Source organism: Microcoleus sp. T2B6, assembly GCF_036700475.1.
Taxonomy (GTDB): domain Bacteria; phylum Cyanobacteriota; class Cyanobacteriia; order Cyanobacteriales; family Microcoleaceae; genus Microcoleus.
The window spans coordinates 17455-36138 of sequence record NZ_JAUBOZ010000081.1 but is presented as its reverse complement, the minus strand read 5'-3'; the positions used below and the strand labels follow the sequence as shown (position 1 = coordinate 36138).

The 18684-nt window shown below is 45.6% G+C and carries 11 protein-coding genes; 2 read left to right on the top strand and 9 right to left on the bottom strand.

Features of this window, described 5'->3' with window-relative positions:
* The first annotated feature begins 451 nt into the window (after window positions 1–451).
* Both QUA00_RS27010 and QUA00_RS27005 read left to right on the top strand, forming a co-directional pair.
* Entirely contained in the window at window positions 452–2767 is a 2316-nt protein-coding gene (locus tag QUA00_RS27010) for a protein phosphatase 2C domain-containing protein (protein WP_333411785.1), read from the top strand.
* A 162-nt stretch (window positions 2768–2929) separates the two neighbouring features.
* On the top strand, window positions 2930–3652 hold the full coding sequence (locus QUA00_RS27005; RefSeq protein ID WP_333144301.1) for a glycosyltransferase family 25 protein: 723 nt from the start codon (window positions 2930–2932) through the stop codon (window positions 3650–3652).
* A gap of 393 nt (window positions 3653–4045) precedes the next feature.
* Here QUA00_RS27005 and QUA00_RS27000 read toward each other — a convergent pair whose 3' ends face one another.
* The 9 genes from QUA00_RS27000 to QUA00_RS26960 form a co-directional block, all read right to left on the bottom strand.
* Window positions 4046–4411 (bottom strand): DUF1823 family protein, encoded by a 366-nt coding sequence (locus QUA00_RS27000; protein WP_333144302.1) that lies wholly within the window; start codon window positions 4409–4411, stop codon window positions 4046–4048.
* A gap of 158 nt (window positions 4412–4569) precedes the next feature.
* Window positions 4570–5601, bottom strand: a complete 1032-nt coding sequence (gene gap / locus QUA00_RS26995; protein WP_333411786.1) for a type I glyceraldehyde-3-phosphate dehydrogenase — start codon at window positions 5599–5601, stop codon at window positions 4570–4572.
* A gap of 645 nt (window positions 5602–6246) precedes the next feature.
* Window positions 6247–6555, bottom strand: coding sequence for a P-II family nitrogen regulator (locus QUA00_RS26990; RefSeq protein WP_015174010.1), 309 nt, complete (start codon window positions 6553–6555; stop codon window positions 6247–6249).
* Window positions 6556–6559: 4 nt separating this feature from the next.
* Window positions 6560–7531 (bottom strand): sodium-dependent bicarbonate transport family permease, encoded by a 972-nt coding sequence (locus QUA00_RS26985; protein WP_333144304.1) that lies wholly within the window; start codon window positions 7529–7531, stop codon window positions 6560–6562.
* 200 nt (window positions 7532–7731) lie between these two features.
* Window positions 7732–8466 carry a glutathione peroxidase gene (locus tag QUA00_RS26980; RefSeq protein WP_333144305.1) on the bottom strand — a complete coding sequence of 245 codons (735 nt, stop codon included), beginning with the start codon at window positions 8464–8466 and terminating at the stop codon, window positions 7732–7734.
* 341 nt (window positions 8467–8807) lie between these two features.
* The gene (locus QUA00_RS26975) at window positions 8808–9449 is read right to left on the bottom strand and encodes a Uma2 family endonuclease (protein WP_333306257.1); all 642 of its coding nucleotides are present in this window, start codon (window positions 9447–9449) and stop codon (window positions 8808–8810) included.
* 42 nt (window positions 9450–9491) lie between these two features.
* Window positions 9492–11393 carry a tetratricopeptide repeat protein gene (locus tag QUA00_RS26970; RefSeq protein WP_333411784.1) on the bottom strand — a complete coding sequence of 634 codons (1902 nt, stop codon included), beginning with the start codon at window positions 11391–11393 and terminating at the stop codon, window positions 9492–9494.
* Window positions 11386–15477 carry a tetratricopeptide repeat protein gene (locus QUA00_RS26965; RefSeq protein WP_333411783.1) on the bottom strand — a complete coding sequence of 1364 codons (4092 nt, stop codon included), beginning with the start codon at window positions 15475–15477 and terminating at the stop codon, window positions 11386–11388. The genes QUA00_RS26970 and QUA00_RS26965 overlap by 8 nt, the downstream gene beginning before the upstream one ends.
* Window positions 15478–15501: 24 nt before the next feature.
* The gene (locus QUA00_RS26960) at window positions 15502–18333 is read right to left on the bottom strand and encodes a tetratricopeptide repeat protein (protein WP_333284346.1); all 2832 of its coding nucleotides are present in this window, start codon (window positions 18331–18333) and stop codon (window positions 15502–15504) included.
* Window positions 18334–18684 lie beyond the last annotated feature (351 nt).

Genomic DNA, 18684 nt, shown 5'->3' with positions numbered 1-18684 from the left:
TTGCATAAAATTCCCTCTCCGACCCCGAAAGGGGATTTAATTCAATGTAAAGCCGTCCTATAAGGACGGGGCTTCAGCCCTCCGCTTCGCTCCACCCAGTTTTTTGGTGATTTCAAGCCAATGACTGGGGTGTGGCGCGATCGTCTAACCGTGAAAGCTCATAGCAAGATTCATCCGACCGTCAACAAAATGGTAAACTGTTCGTGTCAGTACAAGACATTAAAACCTACCCCTAGACTGGGGAAAGTCAGATATCACTACGCACACAACAGTGGAAACGTGGTGAGCCCGGAAACCTGAAAAATCAGGAGATTAGGACTGCGAAGTCTTAAGAATCTCCGTCTGTTGAGAAAGCGGGGGTGTCAAATAATCGCCACGTATCAACCCGTCGAGGTTCAATCGCTAAAATAGTTCAGATCAGCACGCTTGCCCCAAGGCGTCAGGAACCCTTATGCAAAACTCTGTGGCAAAACACTACTTATGGGCTTTAGGTGAAGGGATCAAAGGGTGTAAGCCAGGCGATCTGATCGCTGGTCGCTACTTGGTCAAGCGCGATCGACTTCTTGTCGATACTCAACCCGAACACTTGCCGGAACTGCCCGATGAGATTCCGAGTGTTGTCACTCCTTATCTGAGACTGTTTGCCTATCAGTTGCACGTACCTCAAGTATACGGTCTGGTATCGTCCAAGATGAGCAAGCTATCGGGAGATATCTGGCTGCTGGAAAACGTGCCTATTTTGAAGGTGACGGAATCTTTAATGCCGGAATTGGCGGATTCCTGGAAAGGAGCCGCAGCGATGCGCCAACTCAATTGGCTGTGGCAAATGGCCCAGTTGTGGCAGCCGTGTATCGCTCAGGGCGTCGCTTCGACGCTGCTGACTCCCGAACTGCTACGGGTGGAAGGGCAATTGGTGCGGTTTCTGGAATTGCAGCCCGATCGCAAACAGCCTCATTTGTCGCAGTTGGGCAAATTGTGGCAGCAGTGGCTCGAAGATGCTCACCCGGCTATTGCCAATTTTTTGAGGCAACTTTGCCAGCAAATGGTTGCCGGTCAAGTGCGCCACGGCGAACAACTAATGGGCCAGTTGGATAAAGCTTTGGCAAAGTGCGGCCGATTTTACGATCGTCACGTTGAAATTGCCACGGGCACGGATGTAGGCAGATCCCGGGCTCACAACGAAGATGCTTGCTATCCGCCCAGCGGTACGCTGTTGGCAGGAAATCCGGGGGCGGAAGCTTGCGCGATCGTCTGCGACGGTATCGGTGGACAAGACGGCGGCGAAGTCGCTTCGGAAGAAGCAATTGGTGTGCTGCGCGACAAGTTGCAGCAAATGCCCCTGCATCAGGCTAATTGGGACCCGTTGAGCCTGACTTCCAAGCTGGAACGGGCGGCTTGTGCTGCTAATGACAAAATAGCCAGTCGCAACGACAGCGAACACCGCCAAGGCCGCCAGCGGATGGGAACTACGCTAGTTATGGGTTTAGCCCACATTCACGAACTCTATGTCGCCCACGTCGGAGACAGTCGGGCTTACTGGATTACCCGCACCGGCTGCTATCAAGTTACTCTCGATGATAATGTGGCTTGCCGCGAGGTGCGTTTGGGCTACTCTCTCTACCGGGATGCTTTGGAACAAGTGGCCGCCGGAGCTCTGATTCAAGCTTTGGGGATTACTTCGTCCAACACTTTGCACCCGACTGTGCAGCGTTTTCCAGTGGATGAAGACTGCGTTTTGCTGCTGTGTTCCGACGGTTTGAGTGATAAAGACCGGGTTGAGGAATGTTGGGAAGCGGAGATTTTGCCAATTCTCGACGGTAGCATTAATTTGGCTAAGGCGCGCGATCGACTGATTGAGATTGCTAATACTAGAAACGGTCACGATAACGTCACTGTTGCTTTAATTCACTGTCAAGCACATTTGAGGGAAGACGGCAATACTTTTACAGAACTGTCTGTCGCACCTTTAGATACGCCGATCGAACTAATTTCCGATAGCGAGGATATGCCAACGGATTTGACCGAAAGCACAAGCCTGGGCGAGGGGAATTCTCAAGGAAAAACGCTGTTGTTACCGCCGGAAAAAAGCAAAAGTTTATTTTGGCTGCTGCTGAAAATTTTATTTTTATTAGGGTTGGGGGGTGTATTTGCTTATTTTTTCATCCCTCCGGTGGGTCGCGCGATCGATACTGCCGGGGAGTCGATTTTCGGGAAAGGCGGTTTAATTAAGGCTGGAAGGACGCCGGAGAAAACAGTTGAATCTGTAGCTTCTCCTGTCCAATCTTTAGAAACAGGCTCGTTTATAGAGATTAAAAGTTCTGGGGCTGGGGAATTGGGAAAAGAGGGCGATCGCTTGGATTTGCGAGGCGCAATCGGTGAGTTGACTGTCAAAGGAACAGTCCCAGCCGGCAGCGTTTTGCAGGTGACAAACAAACAGCTTACGCCTCAAGGCAATTGGCTGGAATTGAAAGTTTGTTCGATTCCTGAAATAGTGCGATCGAACTCTCCCAAACCCGAGTCAAATAAAGATTTTTCTACAGTTTCAAAACCGACACTGAATCCATCTCCCGCTGTGGCAAGTCCCACTCCCTCGCCTTCCCCGGTAGTTAAGCCAACAGTTGAAGTAGAAAGCGCCAAGCTGCAACCGGGGGAAATCGGATGGATTCAAGAACAAGCTGCTGTTTCTAAAGTAGTGTCTAACCTAGCCTTAAACCCAACTCAACAGGGGAAATGCGTTGCTTCTGACTCAAATCCCAATGCTAATTAAACTGTTAATAGTACATCCTGCCGAGGTAATTTGAGTAAGTTTAGGAAAATGGAAGATGCAGCTTGCTAAAAATAGAATAGTTTAAGGCAGACACAGACCTAAAATAAAATTTGAGACCGCTCAAGCCGAAGATTCCTCAACTTCTTGATTCGAGATAAAACTATGACGAAAATTACAGACTATTTCCAGGGAGTTTATGCGGTAAATCTCCCTGAAAGGAAAGACCGACGGCAACTCATAGTCAAGGAATTAGAGAAAGCAGGAATGCCCCTCACGCCCAATAAGGTTGAGATATTTCCCGCAATCCGCCCCGACGAAGCAGGAGGTTTCCCCAGCATTGGGGCGAGGGGATGCTTTTCCAGTCATGTAGGTATCCTCAAGCAGGCAAAAGACAAGGGGTTGAGCAATATTTTGATTGTAGAAGACGACCTAGAAATTTCAGCAAAGTTCAGAACAGACCAAGCTGTTATCCTCCAACAACTGTGTCAGCAAGATTGGGATTTCGTCTACTTCGGACACGTCGAAGAGGTTGAACAAAAGTCTCCTGTCGCCCTCGTACCCTTTTCTGGGGGGGTAATGACCACTCATTTTTACGCTGTCAATGGCAGGATTTTCGATCGCCTCCTGCGGTTTCTGGAAGAAGTGCAACACCGACCTCCGGGACATCCCGACGGCGGCCCGATGCACCTCGACGGAGCTTATTCTACTTTCCGATCTCAAAATCCCGATGTTGTCACCTTGATTGCTTCTCCAAACCTGGGGTGGCAAAGGAGTTCCCCTAGTGACATCACTCCTAATTGGTGGGACCGTGTACCTGGGTTGAGGCAATTGGCAGGTGCAGCAAGAACCAGCAAAATAAGGCTGAAGCGTTGGCGATCTAGTTAATTGAATTCGAGTTTAAAATCCTTCGCTTATATCAAATCTGTTAGCACAATCGCCCGGAAAATAATTAATACCAAATCCGGGTTTATTAGTCCCTTTATGAAGGCGGCGGTTGAAACCTTTTGACCTCAAAGTATACACATAAAGTCTGCCGCAGTCCGGTGTCAGGGTTCGGGGTGAGGATGTTGGAATTGGCTGGTTTTAGTGTGTTTTGACTTTCAACAGGCTTAATTTTTGTTAATTAACCGCAGAGGACGCAGAGGACACAGAGAAAGAGAGGAAGAGTTTAATCAAAGTTTCAATCCTTTATAGGGATTTAGGGGTTTTCCTGCCAAAAAATCTCCTATCTCTGTACTTTAACGGTGGCCACAACCGCGCAGCCATCCAAAATTCCTTTTACGCCCCAGATTCGATAAAACCCATCAACCAATTAGCCATCGTCGCCCTGCGAGTCTGTCTCGGCCCGAATTCCCCAATTTTATAGCCTTTAAAGCCCAATTTTTCCTTCAGCAACTGCTTGTTTTCTGGGGGGGTCGATCGAGTCAATTTCACCGTCGCCGGCCTAGAATCGATAAAATCCGGCGGTTCCGGGTACTCTTGCCGCCACTCGGCTGCAACACCTGCACTGTTCCACTTGCCAGTCTCGGCATCCCAGCGGTAGCCCAGATACAGCCAAACTAATCGGTTGACGGCAGCATCGTCGATTTCTTCGTTGAGAATAGCCCAAATAGTTTCGTTATTCAGCGGTGGTAATTCAGACATAAGCGCGATCGAATCGGAAACAAAAAAAGTTTAACTTACATTAGGTAACATTATCAGAAACGGGCAAGATGCCCGTTCCACAAAATATCCTAGGAATTTGTTTGTGGGGAGTAGGGGTTGGGCACGCGAGCCCGCCCAAAATGCCACCCCCAAAAAAATTAATTATTCAAAATTCCGTCTTTCTCGGCCATCGACAGCATTAAGTCAATCACGCGGCTAGAATAACCCCACTCGTTGTCGTACCAGGAAACAACTTTGAAAAACTTAGAATTCAGTTCAATTCCCGCACCTGCATCGAAAATGCTCGATCGCGCGTCGCCCTGAAAATCTGTCGAAACCACCGCATCCTCAGTATATCCAAGAATGCCTTTGAGTTCGCCCTCCGAAGCTTTTTTCATTGCCTCGCAAATTTCTTTATAGCTAGTTTCCTTCGCCGTTTTGAAAGTAAGGTCAACTACAGACACGTCGGGAGTTGGCACCCGCAAAGCCATTCCCGTCAATTTTCCTTTCAATTCTGGCAACACCAAAGTAACAGCTTTTGCTGCACCGGTCGAAGATGGAATAATATTTTGAGCCGCACCGCGTCCTCCCCGCCAATCTTTTTGGCTGGGGCCGTCTACAGTTGGTTGAGTAGCTGTCATTGCGTGAACTGTCGTCATTAAACCTTCTTCCAAGCCGAAGTTATCGTTGATTACTTTGGCAATTGGTGCTAAACAATTCGTCGTACAGCTAGCATTAGAAACAACCGTATCTTTTGTCGGGTCAAATTTGTGGTGGTTGACGCCTACTAGAAAAGTTGGAACTTTTTCCGGGTCTTTTGTCGGTGCTGAAAGTATTACTCGTTTTGCTCCTGCGGTCAAGTGTTTTGATGCGCCTTCTAAGTCTGTAAACAATCCGGTAGATTCTACAACATAATCTGCGCTGGTTTTACCCCAGGGCAATTCTGCCGGATTTCTAATCGATGTGCAGGGGATAAATAGTCCGTCAACGACAATCCCGTCTGGTTTGCTTTCAACTTCGCCGTCGTAAATGCCGTGGGTGGAGTCGTATTTGAAAAGATAAGCCAGGTTTTCTGGCGAAACTAAGTCGTTAATGCCGACAAATTGGATGTTGGGGTTTTTGATGCCGGCGCGCATGACTAGCCGTCCGATGCGACCAAATCCGTTGATGCCAACTTTTAATGCAGCCATGTTTAAACTCCTATTGAAAATATCGTTAGTCGATCGGGCGTTAGCGACGCCCGCCCCTACGGGGGCTACGCCAACGAAGAGGATCGCCTGTTGTGGCTTAGAATTTACCACGCTTACGGATTTTTGCAACTGATTCTTTTCTATCTCTTAAGAATTCTGAATTCTGCCGCGGCTGGGAAGGGCAATTAATCCTGAAAAGACCGCTGACTAATGGCTAATGGCTGATTTTTGTCAACTTGTAAAAGTGCTATAATAGACAGAAAATATTTTCCAAATTGCCTTTTTTAAATCAGGCTAAAGTAATAATAAAAAACTTATCCAAAAGGCGAAACGGATTGGCATTCTCACCAGTGGCGATTGTGGGAACCAAAGCCTAGGATGAAAGTCGCAGATACGCGCAAGGACACAGCACTGCCGTGTCCATACACATATGGCGTACAATCTATAGCAATCCTTGCAGGAGTCGTAAATTTTTTACCCCACCCCAACCCTCCCCGAACTCGCGGGGAGGGAGTAAGAAATTCACAAATGATGCGAGGATTGCTATATGTGTAGCTCAAATTTTCCGAATTGGTATAATCACCAATCACTAATGACTAATGACTAATGACTAATTACTAATTACTAATTACTAATGACTAATGACTACCCGACGCACCTAGTAATTAGCAATTCCACCGCATCTGAAATAAAACACGACCCACCAAATTTATTGAGCACGGGTCTAATGTTTTCTGCAACTGCTGAAACTTGAGCTGGTGAACAAAAAGCAAGCACATAAATGTTATCCAGCGCCGTCATTGATGAATCACGGGAAACGTGATCCCTAGTGCTTTTTCCAGCCACATCACGAATCACCGAATAACCGGGTACGCCCGCTTTGTCTAAACCGTCTAAAATCTTGCCGAGCTCCACTGAGTGGGCTATGATTTCTACTCTTTTGACTGACTCCATCATCTCACCTCCAAAACATATTGATTCCGTATAGATACAGGGGAATGCCTACAATGATATTAAATGGAAATGTCACTGCTAAGGCAGTTGAAATGTAAAGACTTGGATTCGCTTCGGGAACAGTTAGGCGCATGGCTGCTGGTACTGCTATATAAGAAGCACTCGCGCACAATACGGCAAACAGCAAAGTGTCTCCCTGCGGCATTCCGATTAATTTGGCTATTACCAAAGCAATTACTGCGTTGACTATGGGAATTAGGATTGCAAAGCCGATCAGAAAAATTCCTGCTTCTTGCAAATCTTTAATTCTGCTAGCAGCAACCAGCCCCATGTCTAGCAAGAAAAAAGTCAGAACTCCGTAAAACAAGTCTTGAGTAAACGGACTCATAACTTCCCAACCATGTTCTCCTGTCATTATGCCCATAATTAGGCTGCCAATCAGCAGAAAAACTGAACTGTTTAGGAATGCTTCTTGCAACACTTCTGACCAAACTATTTCGCGTTTTCCTTCTTCCCCCCCAAATACACTGACTAGAATCAGACCAACTATAATTGCTGGGGATTCCATTAATGCTAGCGCGGCTACCATGTAACCGTCAAAGTCGATCCCCTGTGCTGTGAGGAAGGAGGTTGCGGTGATAAATGTGACGGCGCTGATGGAACCGTAGGTGGCTGCGATCGCGGCGGCATTGTAGGAGTCGAGTTTGATCCTCAATATGAAAAAAGTATAAACGGGTACGAGCATTGACATCAGCATCGCTGCCAAAATTGTCAGGGCAACTTGCTGGTCAATTCCGCTTTTGGATAGTTCGACGCCGCCTTTAAATCCGATCGCAAACAGCAGGTAGAGCGAAAACAGTTTGGGGATGGGCGCTGGAATTTCTAAATCAGATTTGAGAAAAATTGCCAGCATTCCCATGAAAAAAGCTAATATGGGCGGATTTAAGATATTTGACGCGACTAAACTCAAATCCACGATCGTTCACTCCCCTTTCTTGCGTTTTTAATATTACTTCCCCAGTAATTGTGGCACGAGAATGGATAAATAGACCGATCGAACTTGTGACGCGAAAGCTCGATCAGGCTAAATACCGCCAAATACGGCAAAGGCGCACAGTACGCACCCTACAACGAAGGTGTACACTGGGCACCTGCAAGCTAAGTATTTGTGTTTAACTAAGCAACACCCAAATAAGACTCTAGGGCTTCGGAACCACCGATCAACTTGCCGTCGATAAATACTTGCGGCACAGTTGTAGCCCCAGTCATAGCCCGGAGCGATTTGGTTGTGATCTCCCGGCCCAAGACGATTTCTTCATAATCAAAGCCATGTTTACTCAGCAGTGCCTTAGCCTTAGCGCAGAAGGGACAGCCCATTTTTGTAAACAGCGAAACTACCTTCGGCTTGGCTGCTGCGGAGTTAATGTAGTTGAGCATCGTCTCGGCATCGGACACTTTGAAAGGATCGCCCGGTTCATCAGGCTCAATAAACATTTTGTCAACCAAGCCATCTTTTACCAGCATCGAATAACGCCAAGACCGCTTGCCAAAGCCTAAATCTGTTTTGTCTACCAGCATTCCCATGCCTTCGGTAAATTCGCCGTTACCGTCGGGAATTAACGTCACATTGTCTGATTCTTGGTCTTTGGCCCACTCATTCATCACAAAGGTGTCGTTGACGGAAATACAAACGATTTCATCTACGCCGTTTTCTTTGAAAACTTTGGCCAATTCGTTGTAACCGGGGAGGTGCGTTGACGAACAAGTGGGAGTAAAAGCTCCTGGCAGCGAGAAGACCACTACGGTTTTGCCTGCAAATATATCATCGGTGGTGACATCGACCCACTCGTTGTCTTTGCGAGTGCGAAAGGTGACTTTGGGTACTCTTTGACCTTCTTGGTTCGTCAGCATGATTTTAAATTCTTGGGTACTTGGGTTCAATTCCTTTGCTTATTATAGCGTACTCATAACGAGTATGAGTTGTCAAGGGGAGGCGAGTTTTTTTCTCGGACTTGGGCGCGCGCGCGAGCTCAGTTCATTGTCTTTGCGACAGATAGCAGATTTAAAACTTGCTGTTTAACCCTCTTTTGTCACTCTGGAAAATTAAAAATGAGAACCAAATTTTCAACTGTAGATAGATCAAGGATTTGAGCATTTATTTTCTAACAGAATGGCCCAAATCAAGGTTTTTGGTAAAAGCCTTATGATGTAACCATCCCAGATTATTTTCTGCCGAAACTGACAAAAGAGGGTTAAGTAGGTCGGCAATTCTGTCTCCATTCCTTTGCTGCTGCTAACGGGTGAGGATTTTTTACACATTCTGTCAACATATCGATATCAATTCCTGGCAGCAATTCGCTTTGTGTGATTAATTCATAACCGCAGTTGGACACGAATTCAACCGGAATTTCTTCTCGCAAATGGTAGATAGAAAATCGGTCATTTCGCCAGAACCAAACCTCTCGCACATTCAACCTTCTATACAGTTCTAGTTTATTGATGCTGCCACTGGTAACAATCACTTCAATTACCAAATCGGGAAATTCTTTATCTGTGCCAATACAGTAAGCTTCATCCGGTTCCGTACCGCCACGTTTTTCCTCTTGTCGCAGAGTTGTAGACCCAAAAGGGAAATATTCGATGTCAGCTTCTACAAAATAAATAAGCAGCAGATCTCCAATGCGAGTTTTTCTACTTTCATGGCGGCGAGAAGGCGACATAATTTCCAAAACTCCATCTAAATAAGTAACTCGATATCCCGCTGTATCTCCAATCCGATTCAGCAGTGTCTCGTATTGTTCCCAGTTGGCGCTATCGGTAATGTAGCGATCTTCAGGATCTTGGCGTTGGAGTGCTTGTTCCTTAAGTAGCGTATCTAGCTCGATCGTCAGCATCGGTATTACCTCCTTACAAGTTGTTCTAATCTTAGCTCAACTTTATTCCCAATCAAACTCCCTCCCCAAATATTCCTCTAATTCCTGATTGTAAGGTCGGAAATAATCGCTCAACCAATCGCGAACCGATTCATTGACCGGCTGGTAAGAACCGGGATTAGCATTTTGGTATTCAGACAATTGATATTCCGGCAAATCTAAGAATTCTAAAACTTGCTTGACAGTTGTGGCCGCACCTGCATAAAAATCTTCGCTTTTCAAAATTAACAACTGTTCTTGGGGAAAGAAAGTCCGCCAGTTTTTGATAAATTCTATGTACCTACCGCGAGCTAAATAATTCCCCGGTTCCTCGCCGATGATGTATTCTGGATTTTGATTCAACCGTTCAACTTCATCGCTAATTACTCGATCGAGCGATCGCGCTTCCCAATTTAAGTCAGTCAAGCGGTAAAATTGAGAAATCGCCCGATCGACCGGATTTCGCAAAAGTACAATCAGTTTAGCCTCTGGAAACAGGCTGTAGAGTCGTTCCGGTGCTTCCCGACAGTCAAAATAGCTTGGACTTGCTTCGCCAGTTACAAATTCCTCTCCCGAAGGCATTGGGGGAAAATGAGCCAAATACCAATCAATCCCTCTGTCAAAGTGCCACGAGAAAAAATCCATCTCCTTTTTAATCGGAGTCAAAATTCGCGGGTGTTGAGCTAAATAAGTATACAGAGAAGTCGTGCCGCACCGCTGAGAACCAATAATTATAAAGTTAGGAACTTTAACGGCTTTTAAGTTCCAATTTTGTGGAACAGGCAAGATGCCTGTATCTGCTTGTGGAACAGGCAAGATGCCTGTATCTGCTTGTGGAACAGGCATCTTGCCTGTATCTGCTTGTGGAACAGGCATCTTGCCTGTTCTCTTACTGATAAGAGATGCCAAACTTTGTTTGTAACTGACAGTTCGATAAAAATCAATCGCCTCAGCAATTTTACCTTGCCTCGTCAAAGCTTCCCCCAAATTCAGATAAGGCCAAAAAGCCTCCGGTTTAGCTGCAACAACTTCGCGGCACAAGTTCTCAACTTCATCTAGCTTGTTTTGCCTAACAAAAACTTCCCACAAATTGTAATAAAACCACCAAGGAAGATCGGGATTTATTTCTATTGCTTGAAAAAATGCCGCCGCCGCTTCCTCCCAATATTTTTGGTGGCTCAGAACAGCACCTAAATTGTAATAAGACCAGCAATCATCGGGTTTTTGGGCGACTGTTGCGCGAGATGAGGCTAATGCGCTATTGCACTTTTCTTGCTGCTGCAACAACTCCTCTAATTTCGCTGAAACATTACCATAATTAGGCATAGCTGTCAAGAGAGCTTGGTAAAAAATAATTGCGCTTTTTGGGCGATCGTACTTGGCTAAATTCTCTCCTAAGTGCAAATAAAACTCCCAATTTTCCGGTGTAATTTGCAATTGAGATTGTTCTAACACTAAGTTTAAATCCGACTCTGTTTGTCCGAGAGCGTATCCCAACTTCTCGTAAATTCCCGGCAAATCTCCGTCAATTTCAATAGCTTTTAAATACGCGGCGATAGCTTCATCCCACTGTTTGAGTTGAGTTAAAGCGTCGCCTAAATTGCAAAAAGACCAAGCAAAATCCGAGTTGAGTGCAATCTCGCAGCGGTAAGCAGCAGCAGCTTCTTCCCATCGCCGAAGTTTCAGCAAAGCATCGCCCAGATTGTGATAAGACCAAGAAAAATCGGGATTTAACTCAACAGCGTTTTTGTAAGCAGCGACAGCTTCCTCCCATTTTTCAAGTTTCAGCAAAACATCGCCCAAACTGTGATAAGACCACGAAAAATTAGGATTTAATTCAATAGCTTGCTTGTAAACAGCAACAGCCTCATTAAACCGACCGCTTTCTTGCAGAGAATTACCCAGATTGTGGTAGTCATTATCCATGCAAAACTCCTGCAAGATTCATTAATTTTTCCAGCGAGTTCAAATCCACCCGTATATCTTTATGTCCCGGATATTTCTGAGTTTGGTCATCCACCAAATCGCAAAGTAAATAGTAATGTTCCAAAGCGCACAAATTGCTAATCATCCAATAACAATGCGGCACGTAAAGGGGAGAAAAAATCTCAATTACCTTGGTTCCCGGACTGCAAAAAACTAGATTAGTCAACCCCCCTCCGTGAGGTGCGACAACTACTTTAGCAGCAGCTAAACACGATGCTTGTTCCGCTACCGACATAGTTTCCAACTTAACACTGCGAAACCCCAATTTTTCTAAGTATTTAATTACCTCTTCATCATTGACGATTCGCCGATAGGATGCTTGTTGGCGGGTGATATAAATTCGCTCTGAATAGTCTGTGTTTAGTGGCGGTTTTTCATTTAAAAATGTCTGTTTAAGATATTCACACTTCCATTTAGAAACCGCTCCCGCTCCGTCATAAAATATTGACGGAACTATTAATTTATCGGCTGTAATGTGTAAATTGCAGCGACTTTCTAAAAGTTTATCTTGAGGAATTCCTAAAGTCTCTAAAGTTTCGGCTTGGTAGGAAGAATCCGAGGCATTGACAACAAACTTATCTATAGTTTCTATCAATCCGCTCCGCTGCAAAAGGTCAAATCGCGTCATCACATCAAACATCCAATGAAAATAAGCGGCTCCACCCCAGCGAGCCGATAAAAAAGCCACATTTCCATCGACGTGTTCAGCGGGAGGCAATTTGTCGGAAGTGATTACCAATTCAGAACAGCCCATTGAAATATCAGTAACAAGTTTATTGTCTGAAGTAATGACGGCGGTAGTCACAACATCTGCCCAAGCTCGTCCGTTTGGCAATACGGCAACAAAAGCTTTTCTGGAATGACTTTGATGTTCCCAAAATCTGCGGCTGCTGTCGATTGTTTTGGAATCAGATAAATTGATTTGACTCGCAGGATGGATGTCAATGCAGGTGAGGTGCGGATTGGATTCTGCTGCAACGGTCAAATCTTCTGTAAACCCACAGTATTTTTTGAGAATACTTAAGGGTAAGATTAGATTGCTGTATTCTCCCCGATCGCTCTCATTGACTTCTCCTTGTTGTTCCAGAGCATAACCTATGTTATCGTAAACTTCAAACAAATCGGGTTTAATTTGCAGGGCTTGAACTAAATTAGTGATTGCAGGTTCCCACTGCTGTTTAGCCATTAAACTCAAACCCAATCCTTCGTAACACCAGCAGGATTTTGGATCGAGATTGATACCTTTTTCATAAATGGCGATCGCCCTTTCCAATTCCCCTTGCTTCCGCAGTGCATCGCCTAACTTTTTGTACAGCCAACTATGATCGGATTCTAGCTCAATAGCACCACCAAAAGCCGCTGCTGCTTCGGGCCAATTTTCTTGTAATTCCAGAACTTCTCCCAAACTATTGTACAACCAACAATCATCGGGATTTAATTCAATAGCTTTGCGGTAAGCCGCCGCCGCTTCTTCCCAGTTTTCCAATGCAATCAAAGCCTTACCTAATCTGTCGTAAGACCAACAAAAATCGGGATTCAGTTCAACTAACTTGCGGTAAGCAACAGCAGCTTCCTCCCACTCAGAAAGCTCCATCAGCACATCGCCTAAATTGTTGTAAGTCCAACAAAAATCGGGATTTAACTCAATAGCTTTGCGGTAAGCAACAGTGGCTTCCTCGTGTTCCTCCATCGCCTGCAAAGTTTCCCCCAAAAAGTGGTAAGACCAACTAAAATTAGGGTTGAGTGCGATCGCCCGTTGGTAAGCTGCCCGAGCTTCGTCAAACAGTTCTTTCTCTTGCAGAGCTTTACCCAAATTGTGGTAAGTTAAGTAGTTGCCCGACTTAATTTTAATAGCTGTTTGATAGCGGGCGATCGCCTCATCCAAATAACCGGAATTCGCCGCAATATCCCCCAACTTTTCCCAACCCAGAGACAACAGAGTTTGCTCGGCGCCCAAACTTTGATTGCCGAGTTTTTTAACAATCAGTTGATAGCCTTTGTGTACTACTTCTAACTGACTTCCAAACATCTCCAAAAAAACATCTATCCCAATTTTAGTATCTTGCTCCGGGCTGTCGGGAAAGGTAAACTCGTAATCGTCAAAAATCATCAATCCCCCAACTTTCACCAACCTCCAAGATAAAATCGCATCTTGCAGAGCACTTGTGGGTTTGTGACAGCCGTCAATGTAAGCAACATCGTAATATTCCGAATTCAAATTCACTAACAAATCTTGAGAGTAACCTTCTAATTCAATTACCCGATCTGCTGCTCCCGTTTTAACAATATTGCCCTTAAACTGTTGTTGAAAATACAAATCAATACAAGTAATCTTTGTCGTGGGATGAGTTAAAATATTATCCAGCAGCCAGCAAGCCGACATTCCCTGAAAACTGCCGATTTCCACCACTTGAAAATCCGCAATTCCGGTAAATTCCTGCAAATGCAATTTCCAAATAGGAATATTGTGGGTAAACCAATCTTGGGTAAATTGATAATTTTTCGCCGCACACTCAGGCCAACTCCTCAATTCTGCCGCTTTTTGGTGGCAAATAATTGCTTCTTCTAATTCCCCTAATTGCGGTAAAATATTTCCTAAATCGTTGTAAGGCTGAGCATTGCTCGGAGCGATTTCTATTTGGCGACGGTAAGTGGCAATTTGTGCGTATAACTCCTGTTGTTTCGCCCGAACATCATTGAGTTGGGCGACAACTTCCGCAGCATTGGGTTCAATTTGCAGTGCCATGCTATAAAATACGATCGCACCTTCAAGCTGCTTCTGTTTCGCTAAACTATTGCCTAAATTTATATAAAACTCTGCTCCATCTAACTCAATTCCCAGCAATTTGTGGTAAATTTTCCCGCTTGCAAGTACCTCGATACCTTGACAATAAGTTTGGATTGTGCTGTCTAAGTCCGATTCGCTTCGCTTCCGCAAAACATATCCCAACCTCTGATTGATCCCCGTCAAATTCGGCTCAATCTGAACCGCGTGCAGGTAAGCGCTAACAGCTTCATCCCAGGATTGTTCGCAGGTGAAGGCAATTCCCAAATTGACATAAAACCAAGGGATATTTGGATTTATTTCAATAGCTTTGCGGTAGCAACTAATAGCTTCGGGCCACAGTTGTTTTTGAGCCAAAGCGTCTCCTAAGCAATTGTATGTCCAGTAGGAATTATCATTAATTTCCAGAGCCTGACGGTAACATTTAATGGCTGCATCAAAGTCGCGTTTTTGCGCGAAAACATTACCTAAACCCACGTAAGCACGAGCGTAGTTGGGATTGAGTTCGAGGCTTTTGCGGTAACAGGCGATCGCCCGATCTAATTCTCCTCGCTCCGCCCAAGTTTTACCCAAACTGTGGTAAGATTCAAACGAATTTGGATTGATGGCAATGGCTTGTCGGTAATTGGCGATCGCCTCATCCCACCGCTTCTGGCCAACCAGCATTTCCCCCAAATTGTGATAAGCTGTTGCCAGTTGCGGGTTTAACTTAATTGCGCGCGAATAACACTCCATAGCGCGATCGCACTTTCCCAATTCCACCAAACTATTTCCCAGAGTCACGTACTCCTCAGCCGTTGCCCAATTCGGCTCAATATTAAAAGCTTGATACCAACAGTCTGCCGCCTCTTCTCGCTTCTCTAACTGCGTCCAAATTCTCGCCAACTGGCGGTAAACAGCAGCAAAATTCGGTACTAAAGAAATCGCTTTTTCACAAGTGGCGATCGCCTTTTCCCACTGTTTTTCTTGAGAATACAAAATGCCGAGATTAGCATAAACTTCCGGCAAATTTGGATTGCGATCGATCGCCCTTTCATACCACTGCTTAGCTTGCTCGATTTCACCTCGAACCTGCATCACCTTTCCCAGCGTCTGACACGCTGCTGCCAAATTCGGTTCAATTTTCAACGCTGACTCGCAAGCAGCAACTGCCTCATTCAACTTTCCTTCGGCTAAATAAACTTCTGCTTGCCGACTCAAATCAACCGCTGCCTTTTCCATCTTCTCAATCGAGGGCATAATTAAACTTGCTCCAGACACCAACTAACTCAAACCCACCACCTCAACCATCCTTTTCAGCGAACTCAAGTTCACTAAAATATCCTCAGTCAGCGAATTCTGATACATCAACTGTCTAATAGGATAGCATTCAAAAGCCTCGCCCGCTAAAAAGTAATGTTCCAACTGCAAATATTGACTGATTCCCCAGTAATAATGGCTGATATAGTGAGGCGACACCAACTCAATTACTTTAGTTCCCTTGCCACAAAAAATCGTATTTGTCAAGCCGCTGCCGTGGGCAGCAACTATTACCTCAGCGTGGTAAAAATGAGCAATTTGCTCTGCCAAAGACATCGACTCCGGCAAAATACAAACAAAGCCAAATTTCTCCAAAACCTCAACCACATCTTCCTCGTTCAAAACTCGTCGGTATCTTGCTTTGCTGCGGCTGATGTAAATGCGTTTGGGATAGCTCGAACTAGGTAGAATTCCCTTGAGAAACTCCCGCCTCAAAAAATCCATCGCCCACCCAGAAGGCCAGCCCAAATATCCCGCAAAAGACGGTACAATTAATTCTGTTGCTTGAATGTGAGGCAAGCGATCACTCTCCAAGACTTTCTCTTCGGGAATGCCCAGAATTCTCAGACTTTCCCGCTGAAATTGGTGCTGACAACTATTGACCAAAAACCAATCAATCTCCGCCAAATCCCTACCGCTGAGCCGCAGCAATTCTATCCTCGGCAAAACATCAACCATCCAGTGAAAATAGACATTTCCCGACAAACCAGAAAGCACCGCCACGCTGCCGTCAATTTGCTTTAAAGCTGGAAAGGATTCTAACTGAAAAACGCTGTGTTTTCTAACATCATGCTTTTCGCATCCCGGCAAAAACCCCGGATAATCTCTCGACACATCAGCCAACAAATAATTGTCAGGAGTAATTACAGCGATCGCCTTGCAAACCATCCAATAATTTTCCTGCGGCACAATCCAAACTCGCCCGTTGGGAATTGCCGCCACAAAAGTTTTGGGCGACTGTACAGGTAGCGGTTGCGAGTTGGACAAACGGCAAACTCCCCAACCCAAATGCACCGGATCGAACCACTTAGAAAGTCGCTGCAAACACAGCCCGCAAGTTAACCCGGTACAATCGGAATTTGCCAATTTGGAATTGGATCTCGCAAATTGGGAATTCGGAATATTTTCTGCACTTGCTTCTGGTGCAGGCTTCCAAAATATTTCCACATAATTCTCTGAATCCAACTTAGCATTAACCAGCCAATCCCAGCTCGATAAATAAATAGCGTGAGGAGGTTTTATAGAAGTGCTATCAGGCCAGATAAAGCTCTGTTTTTTCCACTTTTTCTGCTCCCCATACCCGTGCAATTGCAACTCTAAAACTTTTTGATAATAATCGAGCGCCCGTTCCCAGCGCCCCTGTTTTTCCAGCAGTTTTGCCAACTCAAAATAAACCTGCGGTAAAGCAGGTTGAATCGTCAAAGCCATGCGGTAAACTGCAATTGCTGCAATGAACCGCTTTTGCTGGGCTAAGGAATTTCCCACCCGCCAGTAAATCTCTGCATTCTGTGGTTGAATTTGCAAAGCTTTTTGATAATAAGCGGCGGCAGATTCGTGCCCGCCGTACTCTGTTAAAGCATTTCCCAAATGCAGGTATATTTCTGCTAAATAATCGCAAATTTCAGCAACAGGTAATTCGCAAGCTGCACTTGACAAATATCTAGCCACACCATCTTTTTTATTTACTTTTAAATCAGTTAAATCCGTGACATCCGTGACATCCGTTACATCCGTTACATCCGCTACAAAATCCGTTGCCGAACTTCCCATCAATGCTGTGAGAAATCGATCGCACGCAGCGATCGCCCTTGACAATTCATCATCATCTACCGCCGCCACTCTGCGCCTGTCTCCTAAGCGGCAGTAAGCTTCAACAAAATCAGGCTTCAGAGCTATCGCCCGCTGAAAATAAGGCATGGCTTCAGCAATTTTGCCCAAAACCATCAAAGAAAACCCGGCGTCTGTATAGCCTGAAATATAGTCGGAATTAATCTCGATCGCGCGATCGAAACAAGCAAGCGCCGCCGAATGTTCCCCCTGTAATTGCCACGCTTTCCCCAGATTGTAGTGAGCCAAAACCATGTCCGGCTCCAACTCAATAGCTGTGAGGTAAGATGCGATCGCCCGATCGGGACTTTTGTCCAGCAAGGCTTGACCCAAATTATTGTACAGCGTCGCCCAATCCGGCTTAATCTCGATCGCCCGCTGGTAAACTTCGATCGCCTCAGCCGCGCGATCGTCCTTTAGCAAAATCACACCCAGATTGCTATAAGCTTTCACGTAATCCGGCGCCAGGGCAATCACCTGTCGGTAGGTATCCATTGCCTCCTCGAACTGACTATTTTCATCTAAAACCACAGCCAGATTGTATAAAGCATCGAGATAATCCGGTTTTTGGGCGATCGCCTTTCGGTAACAGTCGATCGCCCCCAACAAATTACCCTGCTTGTGAAAAACATTTCCCAAGTTATAATTAACTTCTGCCCAATCTGGTTTCAAATCCAGAGCTTGTCGGTAGTGAAAAACCGCCTCATCCAGCCACGCATAGTCGCTGTAAAGTTGACCCAAATAAGCATGAGCCAGAAAAAACTGCGGCGAAATCTCCAAAGCTTGCACAAAAGCGTCTCTTGCCGCCGTCGGATCGCCTTGAGCTTCGAGAATTTCGCCTAAAGTCGTGTAAGCCGAGGGCGAAAACGGTTGAAGTTCGATCGCCTGTTTGCAAAACTCGATCGCCTCAGTTAACTTCCCCCGGTTCAAATAAATTTGGGCTTGCCGGATATATTCTTCAGTGCTCATTGCTAGCCAGCAGTTGCGGTTTCTTTACCGCTTCAGTAAAACCTAGAAATTCTAATTTAAAAACTTTGTATTTATATTTCAATACGCTTGCGTTAAAAATATTTATTCCGGGCGATATCCCTTGCAGCATCCCTGGTTGTTGGGCGACGCAAGAGTAAGTTCTTGTCCCACCCTTGTAGGGGCGGTGCCCCCGTGCCCGCCCTTGGCGCCGGGGCGATGCCCCCGTGCCTCCCCCTTGTAGGGGCGGTGCCCCCGTGCCCGCCCTTGGCGCCGGGGGGATCGACCTTAACCCAAGCGTATTGATTTATATTTTTCCCCATCGGGCGATCGATTAATTTTATCAATAACTGT